Here is a 19,231-nt window from a genome sequence, read left to right as displayed (position 1 = left end):
TTATTATCATACGAACCATTAATAATCTTCTCTAAAAATATGACTTACTTTATTTTTTTGAAAAGCGTTGATAATTATTTTATTTTCTTTACCTAGTACAAAGAGTATTTTACTTCTTCTATTTGCTTTGGCATAAATATCCTTTAAAACTTTTATCGCCTTTTGGTCAATTTTTTTTACTTTTCTTAGTGACATGACTACTTCTTCATAATGATCTAGTAAATAGTTAAAATGATCTTTTACTGTTTCGGTATTTTCTAAGGTGAAGTTTCCTATGATTTCAAATTTTCCTGAAGCATTTATAATTTGTAGTTTCATAACATGGGTATTTTGGGGAGGTTGTATTTTATACAAAGTCATTTCTTAAGATATAACTTACGCTACCAAAAGCTTTACTTACTTTTTTGTTTCCTTTTCCTATGATGAAAAATATCTTATTATTTTTCATAGCATTCCTAAATAATTTGGTGAGCACAGTAACACCAAAGGCATCAATTTTTTTGACTTTATCAATACATAATATTACTTTATCACAATTAAATAACAACTGCTCAAAATGATGTTGAAGAGATTGCGCATTTTCTGCAACTATACTTCCTTTGATTTCAAAAATTTCGTGGTTCTTAGTAATTTGCAAGGCCATAATATCTTGTTTTAAAGGTTACTGTTATGTTTAAAGATCGATCAATCTTTTCTTTTTATTGATGCAATTCTGTTGAGTTGCAGGTATCTTTCGACGAATTGATTTAATCGTTAGTTGAGCTCTTTTTTAGATAATTTTTGATAGCTTATAAAAAAGAATAATTGAAATGTGAGAAGAATAGCCATGGCTATGATTTGCATAATAACAACTTCTGATAATGTGTTGTGAAAGAATATGATCAATACTACCTGAGAAATTCCAAGTAAAGCCGATAATATGACGGGTATATATTGATCTAAGGATAAGAAGTAATATGCAAAAATATTAGAAATAGCAAAAAGAGAGGTTGCAATAGCATATTTCCAAAGTAGTGGAGCAACACTTATGTATTCTGGACCAAACATGATATTAATTACAAACTCTGGAAATAGGAAGCATCCTAGTACAATTGCTGCAGACAATAATGTGATATAAAGTACATATTTAAATAGTATCGGAGCATGAGATTCTCCATCTTTTTGTTTTTGTACGACTTTGGGCAATAACAGCATGACAAACATCCAGGCTACAAAATATACCACCCTGCCGATAAGAGCTAACGAAGCATACAATCCAGCTTCATAGGTCTCAAAATAGTGTTTAACCATCAAAATATCACTATTATTAATGATGATCTGGGTGAGTTCGTAGAATGCCGTTAAGATAAAAAATTTGGTAATGTACTTTGACTCTGCCTTTGGTAATTTATGTTTTTTGGTTACTTCTATATCTCTCGAACGAAAAGGGATCAAACCAAATAAAAAGGAAATGGCGATACCTGAAGCTACCAAAACAGAAGATTGAAAAGTAGTAATCGTATAAATTAAAATAAGAGTAATAGTAAGCCTGCTTATCATCTCACCCTGATAAGTAATGGCGAGGCTATCAAATTTTTTACTTCCCTGAAAAACACCTCTATTTACACTCATGATAAAATAAATAGGAACACCAATTCCAAAGAGGATAAACATGGTCGAAGATTGTGTATTAAAAATTGCCTGAAGTTGTTTTGAAAAAACAATCATGAGAACTCCAAAAATAATTCCGGTTATACTCGAATATTTATAAGTGATATTAATAAAACTCTTGAATATTTCTTTTTCAAAAATCACAGAAAATTTTGCAGTTGATAATTGAAATGTCATCGCTACAAATGATAATACTAGAAGGAAGGTAATTAATAATGCAGCATCAGCAAACTCCTCAGGCCCTAAGATTCTACCTAAAAGCAGATTGTATAGATAGTTCCCTCCATTAACGATAATAACACTGATCATAAATTTTTGCTCAGCGCTTAGTTTTTTTAGAAGAGAGCTATTAATTACCATTGATTAGGTTCAATTTTTATTCTTTGGGGATGTATAGATGTTCTTAAAGATACTTTCTTTTTTTATAAAATTACTATGCCTTATGTTTTTATAAAGCATAGTAATTTTTGATTATTATTTTATTAGGAAACTTCCTTCGTACCTCTTTTTGAAGTTATCTCCTCTTATGATATATTTATATACTCCTTGTCTTAAATTTTTTGCTGTAAAAATAAAATTCTTTGATGGGGTTCCTATACTTCCTAATTCCTCCTCTTGCACAATTCTACCTAACATATCAATTACAGAAATTGTTATTTTTTGATTTTCTTTAGGCATCTTTATTGTCGTTTGTGTACTAAATGGATTTGGAGAGTTGATTATGGAAGTTTCACTATCATCTATTATAATGTTTTCAATGTCATTATTATTATTATTATTATTGATTGTAACAGGATCGGTAACCTCTTCGAGTTCTTTTTCATCAGTAGTAAACTTAAGTTTAGCAACTTCTAGATCAAAAGAAGTGAAACTTGCATAATCTCCCTGAATAGAGAATACAACACTTCTTAAATCTTCAATTGCAACAGTCTGTTTTGCTTTACTATAAAAGTCTGAAAAAGGAATAGTGTATTTTTGTTTTGTATCATTAGCCTTTATAGTATATCTAAGCCTTTCATTCCAATCAGTAAGGTCTTTGGTAACTAATATAACTTCTACATCCTGATCAGAGAACAATTCGAATTGTACAGCTTCATACTCAGAAACATTTAATGTAAGATCACCACCAAGGATGTTTCTAAACAAATTCATAGTTTCCTTAAGGTTACCGCTTACCTTAACATCTCGTTCTACGGTATACTCGTTCTCTTTATTTTGAGTTTTGGTATTTTTACCAATATCAAAATTGGTTATGGTTGCTCCTTGTTGTAAGAAGTCGATTCCCCATGGGCCATCAGCTAAGTATAATACATCTGCCTTATTGGGATCGTCACCAGTAATAGCAAAACCAATATCAAATAAGTACCCAGTTTCTATAGTGGTCGTTTCTTTGTATTTACCAGATAATGCTACAGTTTTTATAATTAACTCTTCATTTGATAATTCTGTAGCTCTTTTATTCCCTCTAAAGTTAAATTGACTTACCTGAGATTTATTTACAATGTCCAGAACAAGCTTTCCATCTTTATAGAATCCCTTTTGTACAAATACTGATGGGATATTAATAGGAATAAATGTTTTGCCTAATGACTTTTGATCGATTAATTTGTCGATGATGCTATTTGCAATAGTAGCTACTTGTGGTATAGATCCACCCCAAATCTGGAAGTTGAGATAATCACCCTCAGGATATTGATCGATATTCCATAAACTATAGAGTTCATTTTGAAATTCGTCTATTCTCACTGAGAAATGTAAAGCTTGTTCAATTTCTCCGGTAACTCTTCTGATTTTGGTGTTTACCAAGGTATGATTTCTCACTTTTAAAGTCCTGATATCTTCTAAAACAGAACCATTAAGTCGATCACATATCGTTTTTGAGTGATCATAAACTGATCCATTGGTAGCCATCGCTAAGGCTGCACCAACTCTTTGATCTTGATTGTAATAATCAATTGAAAAAACAGAGGTTGCATTGGTTATACCAATTAAATCATCTGGACTAGATACAAAAGAAGTTTCGGTTCCTGAAGCGCCAGTTTTTGGGAAATAGATACTCAAGTCCTTGCTACCGGATTTATATGATTTTGCACCTGGAGCAAAGCGTTGTTGCAATTTCTTTTGATTATATACTGTATTCGTTTTTGATCTTAAAAAATTTCTTTTGGCAATCAAGTTGGCAAGATCACCATTACTTTCTAGCCCACCATCATTACCTGATGTTACTACACCTTCTTCGGTTAGTTCGGGGATGTTTGTAGTTTTTAGGGACGAGTATTGATCAGCGCTTACATGAAACAATACATCATTAAAGTCATGGTCAGCAGCAGGGTAGTCCCTTCTTGTATCTTCAAAACCAAGAACAATAGTTTCATTAGCAGTATCTGCCAATAAGATATTGTGCGGTCGTAATGTCTCATCACATTCTGGGTTATAATCTGGATTAGAGTAAATTTGCCATAATCCGGTATCTATAGCTGTGCCATTCCACCCATCTGCGAGTAATACCCAGGCAATACCAGTATCAGTTGGGAAACTACCCAAATTCACAGTGTTACCGATATTTAAACCACCATCGCTTCCTACTTCAGAAGTGTTTGGAAAAACAATGGTTATGTCTTCGGGGTTAGGTGCAGTAGTAGAAGGATTATTAATGTCGTAAGTGTAAAATCCAAGTGTATTCTTATAAGTTGTGTTTTCACCGATAAAAGTAACTGAAATATTTGTTGTATTTTCTATGATGATATTAGTATCATATCCAGAATAAATGTAGTTAGGATTGAGATTAGGGACAGAATTTCCTTCTGGTAATGCGTCATTGATTCGCGTTAAGTAATCTGTAGATAATATTTCATTTGTTCCTAAATAATTAGGAGTTCCATTACCATCATATGTCCCTGGATATTGGTATCTTTCTCCAATACTCAATACAGGAAAACTACTCGGAGTTTGATTACCATTATCAGAATCGAATACAGTTTCTTTTAGATCAAAATTATCATCTAAACCATCCTGATCAAAATCATTTCCTATGGCAACTGTATCGGCCGTACCATCACTATTGGTGTCATATCCATCTACGATATCTAATGTGCCATCATTGTTAGAATCGGTATCTAAAAAATCTGGTTTATCTGTGCCATCTGTATTTATATATCCTTGCGGAGTACCTCCTTGATCAGGATCAAAAGCATCATCCATACCATCCCTGTCTGTATCTAAACCAGAAAGAGTGATAAAATTAAGGCTATTTTGTCCTTCGATAAGATCAATAATACCGTCTTGATCGGCATCAATATCATAGGCGTCATAAATTAAATCACCATCTGTATCAGCGGGATAGAAGGCAACTCCAGTTTGATCAATATCTACAACATCAGCTATTCCGTCGAGATCAGAGTCTACAAAATTAGCATCTTGAGCATTAAAGTAACCGTCTCCATTAGTATCATAACTACCCAAACCGGCTTCGACAATGTCAAATATCCCATCATTATCACTATCAAGATCTAATACATTTGGTACACCATCCCGATCGGTATCAAAAGCAAGAGAAACTCCACTATTACAAGTATTCCCAAAATCAGGATCCAGGTAATTAAAAATCCCATCAGTATCATCATCTCCATAGGGATCAACACCACCACCTTCTACGATATCAGGAATTCCATCACCATCAGTATCCTTATCATAAGGATCCAGAACTTCATCTTGGTCAGCATCAATAGGGGATACGCCACTAGCACATTTAAATCCATCATTAGAATTAGTAACCTCGGTATTATTTAATAATGTGGCATAAGGAGTAACAGTTTCATAGTCATTTACCAGATGTAGTCCTCCATTATTGCTGGATACGTATAACCTGTTACTGGTATCAGTATAGCATGCACCAAACGTATGATTTGGTAAATCAGTTACAGTTTTACTACTAAAAGTCGGGGTATTCGAGGAAAGATCCCATTTGAATACTTTTCCTTTGGCACCACCATATAGATTGCCATCAATAAATACAATATCGGCACAAGGTGTTGGCGATGGTTGATCAGAAACTACAATCTCAAATACAGGAGAGGATGAACCATCATAACTCTGTAGATTAATAATCTTATGAAAAGATTGTTTATCCAATGAATTTTGAAAGACCCATAAATTTCCTTCGTTATCAACATCGGCAGCATAACCGCCTCCAAAATTGATACCTCCATTAGGCGCTACTGCTCCCAGATCTACTATAAGATCAGTTCCAATACGTAATAAATGCTTGTCACTATTTCTTATCGCATATAAAAAGTTATCTACAGGGTTATATCCTCCTGCATTGTACGCAGAATGTGTATGGAGTGGGTCAGAATACGTACCCGTTATAGGGTCATACGATCGCAATGCTCCAGAGATTACTTGATAAAACTTCCCTTCATTACAATCAAAAGGTTGTTGAGCATAAGTAATGTTTGCTATAAGAATTACCAAAAGGATGATGGTCTTTTTCATAGTATATATTGATGTTTGTCTTTTTTGTAATTGTTAGATTACTAACTAAAGACAGTTTTTTATGATTTAGAATTTTGGTTGAATCGGTTTTTAAAAAGAAGAAAGTAGTTATTTTACCATATTGTATTCTGCTTTAAGATTAAAGATAGTTGAAGCACTTTTGATACGAGTTCTGATTTTTAAGTAACTAAACCAGATTACTAATAAATTGATAGGAATCAAGAAAGAGTCTTTTAAAGTGATTTTAGAACCTTCTACTTCGATCCAACTATCCAGTGGTTCTTCACTAATAGTATTTAAAAGATCTTTTAATCCAATGTGTTTTTTTAACCTTAAGAAGATCTCAATATCAAATAACCATCTGCTTATGAATTTTTGGCTATACACATTCTCGATAATACTTTTTCTAAATACTTTGGCTCCGCATTGCGTATCCTTTATAGGAAGCTGAAGAATAAACCGAATGAAGAATCCAACAAAATTAGATAAGAATTTTCTAATGATATTTCGATCGATGTTAGCTGACTCATCTGCTTTTCTAGATCCAAAAACCATGGTTAATTGAGGATTACTATTTAGTTTTTGTACCAAATTATCCATTTCGTCTAATGATGTAGAAAGATCAGCGTCAAGAAAAGCAATGTTTTCTACAAAATCAAGATCTGCAAGATAATTGGCTCCAGTTTGAACTGCAGTAGCTTTACCTTGATTGACCTCTAGATTGAGTACAGTTATTTTTTGAGGGTTGAATTGTCTAAGTTCATTTAACATCTCCAAAGTATTATCAGAGCTGCCGTCGTTTACAAAACATAAATGGTAAGAAGGGTTATTAGTTAAGAAGTTACAAAATTTTTCCTTTGGTAGTCTGTTATATTCATTATAACAAGGAACAATGATTCCAGTAATTTTCGTCATATCAATTTTAAATTTAGGGCTACTTCTTGGGGTAGTAGAAGTATTTAGTTTTAAAAGTGACCTTTCTTTTTTAAGGTCCCTGACATTTTAAATTATGTTAAACATTCTTCTGGGGATTTTTGAAGACTATTTTACATTTTGACGAATTTACTTTTGAACTTGAATTGATCATAAATAGTTAGTGATCAATACGGTGTAAAAGTAATACCAGTTTTTGAAAGTTAAATACGGTAAAACCACAAAATGTTTATGTGAAGTCCAAAAACAGTGTATTTTGTCGATATTCGTGTGGTTTTCACTGAAACTTTAACATTTGTTTATTGTTTTTAAGAAAGTAAAATCCTACAATTGTTAATAAAATAGAAGATTCTCAACGGGTTTTTGTGTTAAAGTAAAGGGGTTTTCCCCCGGATTTTTTGAATAATTACTTAATGATATGTTAAAATGAAAATAATTTTTCTTAAAAAGAAAGCTGAGAAAAATATAAATTTTACAAAACTTATTGAGTTTTTAGGCGCTATTTTTTTAGTTATTCTTACTTTAACCATAATTAATCAACTTGGACACAAAATAATGCACTTAAAACCATTTTTTTATAGCTTCCTTTTTTTGGTATCATTTTCATCTTTATTTGCTCAAAATATGCAAGAAGGTTTTAAGTATCTCGAAACAGGTAAATATGCTAATGCCAAAATATTTTTTGAAGACATTCTAAAACAATATCCTCAAAACAAAACCGCCCGTTTATGTTATGGGAGAGCAGTGGGACTTTTGGGAGAGTCTAAGCAAGCAGTATCTATTTTTACAACATTATTACAAGAATATCCAGATGATTTTGAGATTAAATTAAATTATGCAGAATCGCTACTTTGGGATCGTCAATTTAGCAAAGCAGAGAGTTTCTATGAAAAATTAACTCAAGAGGATGATACAAGTTTCCCGGCAGTATTGGGATATGCTAATACACTTTCTAATCTCAAGAAATATGAGAAAGCATTAATATTAGTGAATAAAGCATTACAATTACAGAAAGGAAATGCAAATGCGTTGTTATCCAGAAAGTATGTTCGTTTGGGGTATGCTAATGCAATAGCTCAGGACAAAAAATATGATGAGGCACTACAACTATTGGATCAAAACCTAATTGATTTTCCTAATGATAAAGATACACAGTTAAATAAAGCAAATATTTACCTGATCACCAATAAACTTGAAAAAGCAAAAAACACATATAAAGCATTAGCTGTTAGCCCTAAGGACAGTATCATATCTTTAAATGGTCTAGCTTTGGTAGCTCATAAAAATAATAAAGAGAAAAAGGCATTATTCATTGCTGGTCAAGCAAAAAATAAAGCAGAACATTTTAAAGATGATGATAAAACACTTTATCTGTCTACCGCAGAACGATATATACAAGCCCTATTATGGAATAAAAAATTTAAGGATGCTAAAGAAAGTATAGATCAATTACAACTATTGTATCCTGATCATTCGAGAGTACTGGCATTATACGCAACTCACGGGATGTATACTAGTCGTTTTAAAACCAGTCTTCAAAATTATAACACGATTTTAGAAAAAGAAGCGGGTTCTTTTGATGGTAATTTGGGTATTGCAAACGCATATAGAGCTGTTGGAGATGATATCAAATCCTATACCTATGCTTTTAAAACCCTGGAGTATTATCCTAAACAACCAGATGCCGAAAAACTAATCAAAACATTAAAAAAATCCCATACTCCTTTTATAGAGGAGAAAACGGCATATACTTTTGATAATGGAGACAATGAAGCAGTAAACATTACTTTAAAGGTAGAAGTTCCCTTATCCACTAGATTTAAAACAGAAGCCCAATATGATTATAGAACAACAAAAAATACAGTCACTAGAAATGAAGCAACTTCGAATGACTTTTGGTTAGGAACTCTTTATAAATTCAATGGTAATATTTCTTTGCAATCTAAGGTAGGATTGACAAATGCAGATGGATTTACAGCAGATTATACAGAGTTGGTCGCCGAGGTAGTATTAAAAACAAAACCTTTTAGATTACAAAACCTGGATATAGGGTACAAGAGAGAATTGCAAAATTTTAATGCAGATTTATTAAACAGAGAAATTGTAATGAACAATTATAGCCTAAATTATAATTTAGGGACTAATTTTAATTTAGGCTGGTATACACAATATATTTACACTTCGCAGACAGATGATAATACAAGAAATCTATTATTTACATCTTTATATTACTCGATTTTACAAAAACCAGTGTTAAAGGCAGGGCTCAATTATCAATATATCACTTTTAAAGATCAGGTACCTACCATTTATTTTAGCCCTGATCAATTTAATCTAGGAGAAGTGTTTCTAGAAGTTGTTAGTGATCCACAAAAGAATTGGTATTATAGTGCAAGTGCAGCATTTGGTCAACAATTTGTAGAGGATGATCCGGCATCTTCTACTTTTAGGGCAGAAGGAAAATTTGGTCATCAATTTTCTCAGCGATTTAATGCCAATATCTATGGTAAATATAGTAACATTGCTTCTGCCACTGCAGCGGGTTTTGAATTCGTAGAACTTGGGTTTAGATTAAAATGGTATTTTATGAAAAATCCTATTTTTAATAAAAAGATAATGGGATTAGAACCGTAGTGACATTGAGACTATATTTTGGGAGACGGTATTAGATCAGTATTATATATTAGTGCTTTGTTATAAGAGATAGAAATGCAATAAGTTGGTATAATGTATAAATGATAGTACCCCTTCTCGACAAGGGGGTAAGCTATCTCATAAGAGACTCCAATCCAACAAAAGGTAATTAGCACCGATCATGTGCCGCTTCGATTGGATAATGTCAGGCTTCGAAGCGATATGCTCAAACTTCTTTTTGATACTTTATGGGATAAAAGGGATAGGTTTACGGTTTTTTGCGATAGATTGAGGAGTGTCAATCCAAAAAAAGGTGGTTCGAATTACCTAAGGATCGCTTCGCAATACCTTTTTGATCATTCGAACCACTTGGGTAGGTATTTCAAAGGAGTATGATACGCCTTCTAATTACCTTTGTAAAGCTTCATATTATCTTGGCTATCTATAACATCATGTATTAGAGCCTTCATCGTTATTGGTACTACTGCTACGTTTAAATAATAGTTTCATATCCTCATATACAGGTTTGGCTCCAGGCTCGTTTTCGCCAGCCAAAAAACGCATCATACGGTAAAAACTTAATGCATTGGTATAATTATCATGATCTAGCAGGGTTTTGGTATCGAGTAATTGTTGCGATAAATTCTGTAACTGCTGTACATGAGTTTCTACTTGTTTACGAGTAGTATAATCGCGATCAAACTCTTCTTTATCCAAAAATCGAGGAATCCAATCAGGATGTTGCTCCATGTAATTCTTAGCTTTATCTACAATCAATTTGTTTTGATTAGCAATACGTCCATACTGTCCTCGTTGTTCTGGAGTAAGATTAACTGTTTTATTCGATAAAACCTCTTTTACAATCTGTAATCCTTTAGTGAGTTTGTTTAATTCCTCTTCTGTAAACGTAACACTAATTAGATTTTCTAATGCCATATTTTTATGGTTTTAAGTGATTAATACTTATTTATGATACAAGAATAGATACTACCAGTTTCATTTTTTGAAACTGGCTAATTTTTTATTAAGTTTTTTTGGTGTAAGGCAGTCTAGACATAACTCAAATAAGTAAAAGATCGGATGTATTAGGCAAATCTCTTGGTTTTGAATATGGTGGAGATTAGAAAAAAACTGACAGACTATACTTTCAAAATGGTATGCTTTACTATTACAATGAACAAGGAAATTTCTAGGAGTACTATCAAATAATTGAAAAAAACGTGTAACAAATCTAACATTTGAGACATTAAGGTATATATCAATTTCTTAAAACCTAACTGTGCGAAAAAAGCACTCTTCAACAACAATTTGACTTTAACGATTAATTAACATCACCATTATTACAGAATCCCGAAAAATGAAACTGGCGTATCTTAATATTGCAATGAATAACAACACAAAATAATAACAAATAAAAATCCAACTTATGAAAACGATACCCTATTACACTCATTAGAAGAATCACATAATAAATCATAACATAGAAAAAAACAATAAGAGTATAGCGCTGTATTCAAGTTGTTGATCATAAAGGAGTTTCTCCTTTAACAGACCTTATTGTGACTTTAGGTCTGATGTTACCCCAATATAAAAATAATGCAAGTTCGATATAAGGTATTTGTAAAATCAAGGCTCAATGTTTGGTTTGAATACTTTATGTCACACTGAGCCCTTCGACAAGCTCAGGACAGGCATTGTCGAAGTGTAATTAATAACCATTTAAATTATTACAAATGAACAAATCCATTATATGGGGCTTGTTATGCCTTGCCCTAACTTTTACGCAACCTACGTTTGCGCAACTCACAAAAACCGAATGTGATCAAAAAGCAGAAACCGTATTAGAGCTAAAAAATAGTTTTAAAGATTACCCTGCTCCGTTTATTGACGAGCTTATTAGTTTTATTACTCCATGTGCAGAGAGTGGCTACGGAAGGCTTAGTCCCGCATCTGGTTATGCTAAAGGGTTACTTCATCTTAAAAAAGGAGATCACGCTATAGTTTTTGGTAGTATCCGTGAACTATCTTTTTTGCACCTTTCTAGGGCATCATATAACCAATACCCTCCGGCAGTACTTACCCATAGTATTAATTTATTAACTAGAAAGTACATAGGAGGACACGATGTAAACACAGTAAGTATAGCTAACAATCTTGAGCCTTTGTTAGCTCAAGATTATAAAAAAGACATAGTACATTATATTTTAGGGTATTTAAGCCTTAAAAACTTAACTTCATACGAGGATTTTACAAACGTCAGCCAAATAAATAAAGCTAAAGCCCACTTTGAAGCGAGTAATCATCCAATGGCAAAACACTGGTTAGCTATCATGCATCATTTTGGTTATGGTACTCCAGAGGACAAAACAAAAGCTTTACAAATCTTAACGGATAATGATATTCTTAACAGCACGACATTAGCTCAAACGTTGCAAAGTCAAAACAATGAATGGATTCCGATTTCAGCAGAGGAACGTTTAGCCTCTTTAGAAAATTACAACTCAAACAACAATGACATTACGGTTATTAAGGATGGAAACACTATTTTTAATGGTCATCTTATAATTTATGACTGGACGGCATCTGGTGTAAAACAATATGTCCCTGTCAAAGCATCTATAACAACAAAAGAAGATTATGGCACACATAAGGACATTACTCTTTCGCTAGATATAGAAGATCAAAGAAAAGTTGTAAATGCAACCCTTCGAAAAAGCACTAATCACGGAAGTGAGCTTGTAATGAATATAGGAGGTGGTAAATTTTTGATAGTACCGCCATTAAAAAACCTATTACAAGACCATCCAGACAAAAACACACTTACCTATAAAACTAATAGTTTGCTTTTTAAACAAGAAACAATTAACCAAAAAGAAGCACTAATCGTTAAAATGACTACATCTAGTGAAATTGTAGAGTTTAAAGAAAGAATACATACTCCTATTAGGTTTGTTTTATACCCGCAAGAAACACCTATTACCCCAATAGCTGCTATTGCAGAAACAGACATAAAAACATCAACACCTTTAGAACTGGATAAAAACTTTGCTACTATAGCACCTAACCCTATTGGGAATCAATTTAACATTACCTATTCTTTAGATAAAGAAGCAGAAGTGCAGATTTCTATTTATGATTTATTCGGACAACAACGTTTGAGCTTACCTAGTCAAAACAACTCGAATAGTAGCTTACAATCTACAACTATAGATAGTAGTGCTCTACCTAGTGGTACATACATTGTGCAAATGAGGATAAACGGGCAGTATTTTACTAAAACTGTAATTAAAGAATAAGCTAACCATACAAGATAATAATTATGAAATTTATATATAAAATATTAGTATTAGGTATGGTCTGCCTAATATCAAACGCTACATACGCACAAATAGAACAATATTCTAATGACGGTACAGAAAGTTGTCTCGATTGTGAAGAAAAAAGTAGTGAAACTAGTGGCTGCCTTTGTACTCAATTATTTCATTTTAATGCCTTTAATCTTGCCATACCCATAAATAACACAAAAGAAGAATGGTTGCGTGGTCAGGAAGGCTTGTTAAAAACAGCTATGAGTGGCTTACCCACTGAAAGTTTTACAGATGTTCAAAGGAACTATTTTAAACGTGTTGAAACCAATCAACTTGCCTTAAATTATGTCTCTAGATTATCAGCGAGTATAGCTTCAATAGAAAACTATAATGAGGCGACATTACAAACTTCTACTGCTGCTGTAAGTATATTAGATATCAGAAAAAGAAATGGTAATTATGGAGACTTAAAATTTCGCAACAGATACCTTAAAGACATAACAGACAATGAAGTGAATTCTTTGTATAACGAGCAGTTAGGGGTTAGAAATAGTCAACGCGAGGCAGCGAATAGATTTGGTGTTCGTAATAGTCGTTTATTACGTATGCAATCTGACGGGTACATATCTAACTTTTTGGCGGGTAGTCTTGTTGTACATTATAATCATTTAGATTATGAACCCGCTATTCGTTTTATGACTACCTATATGATTCGTAATGCAACAGGGGTTGATGATGCACCAAAAAATTTAACAGATTTTGAAGGGAATCCACTTGTTTTTTTTAATGAAGCTGACGATTATAGTTTAACGGAAGAAGGCACTGAATCACAAAACTTACAGACACTTTTTGCAAGAACAGGCGCAAGCGCACAACCAACACAAGTAGGTTATTCTCCTCCTGTCTTTGGAAACACACCTTCGGACGACGAAGTATTGTTTAATTATGCGATAAATGGTTTTGGTGGTAACTTAATTAATTTTTTTAATGGTCAACCCGATATAAGAAAAAGAGTTAAAGATTATTTAGGATATCAAGGCTATAAAGAAAACTCTTTAAACTTATCCGAGAGTTTATTAAATGCAGTTAATTCTGATACCCCTTTTCCTCATGCTAATTATACATATAATTCTGTAACACCTGTTAATTTTCAAACAGCATCAAACCAAGACCTCGCTTTTAATATCAAAAGAAGCTTAACATCCAATAGAGAATATTATGGTTTAGCTAAAATGCTTGAGGTTCTTGACAGGACAAATGTAAAACCTAATCTAGTAGGTCAATTTATACAAGAAATAGCGTCTGATAATGGTATCAATATGCAAGGCATACTTAGTTATGAAGACACCGCTTTATTATTTGATTTTCTCATAGAAGAACAATATTTCACATTAAGAGAAGCTACATATTGGGTAAACTTTAAAGATAATGTTGGAAGTGTTTTATGGGCAAATGGTTTAAGTTTCCCCTCAATGTTACAAATTCCTTATGCGGTTGAAGGAGCCTTAGCAACAGCCAGAGGTGAAACTTTTGACTTTGCTTTTAGAAAGAAAGTGTATGATATTTCTCAAGCCCTTAATTTAAATCCTGCGCAACAAAACGAGTTGATTAATATGCCAACGGAAACTGGCTTAATTTTTGATTATTTAACTGCAAATAATTTTTCTGCAAATAGTATTGCTTTTGCAAACGAGGCTTATGATGTTTTAAGAAATGGAGGAAATGTGGATTTTGTTGATGAAGTGATTTTAGACTCCTCTTTTTTATCAACAAATGCATATTGTGTTTATAGTGAATTAAAAAAACGTAATGGTAACCTTTTTAGAACAACTATTGGCTCATTTATTGATGATCCTAAATATAAATTGTACTTTAGAGTAGGTGAGTGTACTACTACTGATCAAGCATGTACTGATGATGAATTATTAGAAAGTTCAAATATTCTAGTTGTAAAACTGGAAAATACAAATGTTCAATCATTAAATGCAGCAGCACTATTATTACATGAAGGTATACACGCCGAATTATTTAGATTCGTAAATGAAGCTAATCAAGGAAATGTTAATCCAAATGAAAGAAAAAGGTTATTTGATTTATATAGAAACTTCCAGACAGATTTAAGTACAATGAATGATATGGCTCAGCATACATATATGACAGAAAACTATGTAACACCTATGGCTAAGGCTATTAGGGAGTTAGATAATAACAAGTATCCTTTAGACTATTATATGGGCTTTGGATGGGATGGTCTTAGAGCCTATGATTATCAAGGAACCCTATCTACAGAAGAAAGCAATGAGTTCTATCGTTTACAAGCAATCGTTAATGACAACACCAATTTTAACCCTAATAACTGTAATTGATTATGAGAATTGTATTTTTAATAATTGGATGTGTTATTCTTTTTTCTTCTTGCGAATCGAATAAAGAAAAGAGAGAAAAAAACACTTACCAAATTGTATCACTACTTATTGATGAAGTTGGCGGCCCTATAAAACCTCCTCCTCCTCCTGAAGGTCAAAAAGCTTATTTCACAAATAAGCAAATTGATTCTATTATGACTAGAAGTCAGGATATTGCTCTCCATCCAGTCTTTAAGAAAGTAAAACGAAAATTTGTAAAGAAAGATAATTATGGAGAAAAGTTCAATGTACTATTAGAACAATTAAATAAACTCAAAGAAGAAAAGCTGATTGATACTTTGAAAATCAAAACATCAATATCATGTCGATTAAATACCATTGACACTTTATTATTAAAATCAGACAAAAGATATATAGATAAAAATTATGATATACTTATTTATTTTTCAAATATATCATTCGATGATGACTTCAGTAAAGCAGTTTTAATATTAAGTTCAACAAGAGGTTATTTAAGTGGCAGTTCTTCAATAATTTTTTTAGAAAAAAAAGATGGAATCTGGCAGATAAAAGAAACTGATACTTTCTCAATATCATAATTGGATAAGGTCAGCCCCATAATGATTTCATTATGGGGTTTACTTTGTCTAGATAAAAGCTATTAGGGAGTTAAATAATAGCAAGTATCCCTTAGAATATTATATGGGTTTTGGATGAGATGGTCTTAGGACTTAAGATTATCTCTGTACCTACATTAACAGGTAAGGATGGGGATCAAGTAAATGGAAATACTTCGCCTCCAAAAGACGGAATAATTGTAATTGAAATAAGTACAAAAAGCGCAGCATCTCGTTCAGCATTAAGTGTTGCAAGAACAATAATTCATGAATATATACACGCAGATATGTATAGAAAAATCGAAGATACATCAATACACGACCAACAAGATGTTTCTGATTTTCTTTCAATTTATTATGATTTTGACAACACTAAATTTGAGCCAAAACCACAACATCAAACAATGGCAAAATTATATGTTAATCAAATTGCAAACACCCTAAAGGAATTTCATAAAAACGTATTAGTTGGCGATTATAATTATCTAACTAATAATGGAACAATTTCTTTGGATGATTTTTATCAAGGTTTAGCTTGGAGTGGTTTAAGAAATCACAATGTACAAGCGTGGATTGATTTAGGAGCTGTAGAACAACAAAAATTAATAGACGCTACTCAAGAGTATTTTCATGCTACAACCAAGACTTGTCCTACAAATTAGTAACTTAAAACCTATAGATATGAAAACAATTCAGATAGTAACGGTAATCACATTTTTATTCTTTTCAAATTTTTTGTTCTCTTGTGATTGTGAGCCACCGCGCCTTATTAATCGATTCATTTTTAGTGATTTTGTAGCTAGTGCGAAAATTTTGAAGGTGACAAAAGACAATAAATCAAATGATTATCATAACATTGAAGTTGAAATACTTGACTTGTATAAAGGAAAAAATACCACTTCTTTAAGAATATTTAGTGCATTAGGTTCTTCTTGTTCCTTTTTAACTCCGGAAAATTCTACATGGTTAATTTTTGCAGATTACAATAAAAAAGGACAGCTTGTTTTTAATTATTGTTCTGGAGCGCAACAAATTGATCAAAGATTTAATAAAGAGATGTTCCCAAATGCACATGAAAATCATAAACGCTCTATAGAGTTACAAACACAAGTTTTACATTATCTCAAAAATCAAAAGCTCAATCTCAAGAATGAATATAATTTAAAAGTAGGCGTTAGTTCTGAATGTTTAAAACAATTTAGAGGCGTACAAATTAAAAATGATAGATTTGCTCTTTACGAAGTAACAATTAACAAAGACTTGTCTATAGAAAAAGTCCATTCAATAAAGAATTTTGATAATTTAGAAATTCAAGAACAATTAATGAAATGTCTGGAGGATAATGTAAAAGTATATAATTATAGGTCGATATTGAAAATTCCAAAAAAGACAAAAATAATACTGCCGCTTTATTTTTATCCACCAGAAAAAAGCCATCCCGGTTTTATATCCAATTTTGACTTGTAGTTTTAAAAGCAGGAAAATAATAAAAAATGAAAGACTCGCAAAATCAGCTGCAAGAGGGGAAAAATGCCCTTAAATGTTTAGTGTTTTTAACTTTGTTGTCGTTTACATCGTTTTCTCAAAATTTAAAGGGAACGTATTGCATGAATTTTAAAGGACAAAAAGTTGATAATTGTATTACTTTTTTAGAAAATAATAAATTCATATACAAAGGGCATTGTCGATTTGGCGATGTTGGCTCTGATTATGGAGTTGGTCATTATGAAATCAATAAAAACTCATTACGATTACACTTTGATTTAACAAAAGAAAGTTACGGAAATTATCACAATATAGAACGAAAAAAAAACACTTCTGACTCTATATATGTTAGTATTAAGGTAGTTAATAAGGAGAATGAAGTAATTCCTAGTACGAATATTGACTTAGGTAGTGGAGTTGTTAAAACAGTAGGAGTTGATGGTGTCGTTAATTTTAAAGTTAAAAAGTCTCTTGTGCCAAAAAAATGCAATGTGTATGTTATTGGATATGAACAGTATGATTTTTATCTTAACTATAACGCTGATTATAATATTGTTGTAAACTTAGACACATCTCATGGATGCAATATCATTGATGAATTGTGGAGTTATAAGATTATAGAAAAAGATGATAAAATTATTCTTAAAAGAAACAATAAAGAATTTAGACCAACAATCAGGTCTAAATAATAGAATAAATCATAAACTAAGCCTTGATTTCAGGGCTTAGTTTTAACACTTTACATCTATGAAATTAACAACCAAGACTTGCCTCTAGCTCCGCAAAGTCTCCCGACTTCGCGGATTTTTTTTTGATGTATACTACAAAGTCAGGAGACTTCTTAGAACTGGCTGGCATCCTTTTTGAAGAAACTGTATTTGGTGAAACGGTTTGGAGAAGTAATGTTGGAATAATATTTAGAAATATTGGGAACTGGTAATTATGAAAAAAACAATTTTATTTTTAGCGACATTAGTTTTTAGTATAAGTCTAACTAAAGCACAAGACGAGTTAAAACCTTGTTACGAGAATCTTTACAAATTCGCTTTTGAGGATTCAAAGCTATTCAAGAATAAAGCGGCAGAAATTGATATTGGTTACAAACCAAGTGAGTTTGTTGTAAATTCTATTATAGAAATGAAACTTTTTAGTAAAGATGAAATAGAACGGTTTACAAAATCAATAGATAATGAAGATTATAAACCTTGTGCTAAACTAAAAAAACAAGTAGAAGTGTTATTAAGTGATGATAGAATTAGAGAAAACGGAAATTATATGGTATACTTTTTCTCTAAAATTATATCTCTATCAAACTCTAAAAAAGTTGTATTATCGTCTACTTCTATAAGAAGTAAGAAACATGAAGGAGGTAAAGCTATAGGTGACGAAAGGATTTATATCTTCAATAAGGAGAAGGATAAATGGGCTTTAGAAGACAAAAAAATCATCGCAACGTATTAGAATTCCAAATCATAAAACCGTCACGTATATGTGGCGGTTTTTTTAATAATGAACGTTATCAAAAACAGGTGCTAAAGATTAAAAATGCACCAGCTCCGCAAAACCTCCCGGCTTCGCGGAGTTTTATTGTTGATGTATGCTACAAAGTGAGGAGACTTCGTAGAACTTGGTTTTAGATTAAAATGGTATTTTATGAAGAACCCTATTTTTAATAAAAAGATAATGGGATTAAAAAAATAACGAGAATAATCATAAGACTATTCTCGCTATTACCCAAATCTGA

Annotated in this window: 15 protein-coding genes; 9 read left to right on the top strand and 6 right to left on the bottom strand. The window is 32.0% G+C overall.

Annotated elements, in window-relative coordinates:
• Window positions 1–18: 18 nt before the first annotated feature.
• From DK442_RS00980 to DK442_RS00960, 5 genes are all read right to left on the bottom strand, one after another.
• On the bottom strand, window positions 19–318 hold the full coding sequence (locus DK442_RS00980; RefSeq protein WP_143915786.1) for an STAS domain-containing protein: 300 nt from the start codon (window positions 316–318) through the stop codon (window positions 19–21).
• 28 nt (window positions 319–346) lie between these two features.
• Window positions 347–643 carry an STAS domain-containing protein gene (locus DK442_RS00975; protein ID WP_109433973.1) on the bottom strand — a complete coding sequence of 99 codons (297 nt, stop codon included), beginning with the start codon at window positions 641–643 and terminating at the stop codon, window positions 347–349.
• A gap of 110 nt (window positions 644–753) precedes the next feature.
• Window positions 754–1,959, bottom strand: a complete 1,206-nt coding sequence (locus DK442_RS00970; RefSeq protein ID WP_109434451.1) for an oligosaccharide flippase family protein — start codon at window positions 1,957–1,959, stop codon at window positions 754–756.
• Between the two features lie 165 nt (window positions 1,960–2,124).
• Window positions 2,125–6,144, bottom strand: a complete 4,020-nt coding sequence (locus DK442_RS00965; RefSeq protein ID WP_109433972.1) for a DUF4114 domain-containing protein — start codon at window positions 6,142–6,144, stop codon at window positions 2,125–2,127.
• A 108-nt stretch (window positions 6,145–6,252) separates the two neighbouring features.
• Window positions 6,253–7,059 (bottom strand): glycosyltransferase, encoded by an 807-nt coding sequence (locus tag DK442_RS00960; protein ID WP_109433971.1) that lies wholly within the window; start codon window positions 7,057–7,059, stop codon window positions 6,253–6,255.
• Window positions 7,060–7,503: 444 nt separating this feature from the next.
• Here DK442_RS00960 and DK442_RS00955 point away from each other — a divergent pair, with 444 nt between their 5' ends.
• Window positions 7,504–9,711 carry a tetratricopeptide repeat protein gene (locus tag DK442_RS00955; RefSeq protein ID WP_370444650.1) on the top strand — a complete coding sequence of 736 codons (2,208 nt, stop codon included), beginning with the start codon at window positions 7,504–7,506 and terminating at the stop codon, window positions 9,709–9,711.
• Window positions 9,712–10,161: 450 nt separating this feature from the next.
• Here DK442_RS00955 and DK442_RS00950 read toward each other — a convergent pair whose 3' ends face one another.
• Entirely contained in the window at window positions 10,162–10,647 is a 486-nt protein-coding gene (locus tag DK442_RS00950) for a hypothetical protein (RefSeq protein WP_109433970.1), read from the bottom strand.
• A 797-nt stretch (window positions 10,648–11,444) separates the two neighbouring features.
• On the opposite strand from DK442_RS00950, the gene DK442_RS00945 reads away from it, so the two are divergent.
• The 8 genes from DK442_RS00945 to DK442_RS00915 all read left to right on the top strand — a co-directional run bounded on the left by DK442_RS00945 (window position 11,445) and on the right by DK442_RS00915 (window position 18,948).
• On the top strand, window positions 11,445–13,007 hold the full coding sequence (locus tag DK442_RS00945; protein WP_109433969.1) for a T9SS type A sorting domain-containing protein: 1,563 nt from the start codon (window positions 11,445–11,447) through the stop codon (window positions 13,005–13,007).
• 23 nt (window positions 13,008–13,030) lie between these two features.
• On the top strand, window positions 13,031–15,385 hold the full coding sequence (locus DK442_RS00940) for a hypothetical protein (RefSeq protein ID WP_109433968.1): 2,355 nt from the start codon (window positions 13,031–13,033) through the stop codon (window positions 15,383–15,385).
• Between the two features lie 2 nt (window positions 15,386–15,387).
• Window positions 15,388–15,984, top strand: coding sequence for a hypothetical protein (locus tag DK442_RS00935; protein ID WP_109433967.1), 597 nt, complete (start codon window positions 15,388–15,390; stop codon window positions 15,982–15,984).
• 110 nt (window positions 15,985–16,094) lie between these two features.
• On the top strand, window positions 16,095–16,664 hold the full coding sequence (locus tag DK442_RS00930; RefSeq protein WP_160114000.1) for a hypothetical protein: 570 nt from the start codon (window positions 16,095–16,097) through the stop codon (window positions 16,662–16,664).
• 19 nt (window positions 16,665–16,683) lie between these two features.
• The gene (locus DK442_RS00925; RefSeq protein ID WP_160113999.1) at window positions 16,684–17,469 is read left to right on the top strand and encodes a hypothetical protein; all 786 of its coding nucleotides are present in this window, start codon (window positions 16,684–16,686) and stop codon (window positions 17,467–17,469) included.
• A 26-nt stretch (window positions 17,470–17,495) separates the two neighbouring features.
• On the top strand, window positions 17,496–18,176 hold the full coding sequence (locus DK442_RS00920) for a hypothetical protein (RefSeq protein WP_109433964.1): 681 nt from the start codon (window positions 17,496–17,498) through the stop codon (window positions 18,174–18,176).
• A 125-nt stretch (window positions 18,177–18,301) separates the two neighbouring features.
• Window positions 18,302–18,427: a hypothetical protein gene (locus DK442_RS28745; protein ID WP_255412199.1), complete on the top strand. Its 126-nt coding sequence runs from the start codon at window positions 18,302–18,304 to the stop codon at window positions 18,425–18,427.
• A gap of 2 nt (window positions 18,428–18,429) precedes the next feature.
• Entirely contained in the window at window positions 18,430–18,948 is a 519-nt protein-coding gene (locus DK442_RS00915) for a hypothetical protein (protein ID WP_109433963.1), read from the top strand.
• Window positions 18,949–19,231: the final 283 nt, after the last annotated feature.

It is taken from the genome of Aquimarina sp. AU119 (assembly GCF_900312735.1).
In the GTDB taxonomy this organism is placed as follows: domain Bacteria; phylum Bacteroidota; class Bacteroidia; order Flavobacteriales; family Flavobacteriaceae; genus Aquimarina; species Aquimarina algiphila.
This window is presented reverse-complemented; position numbering and strand designations above follow the sequence as displayed.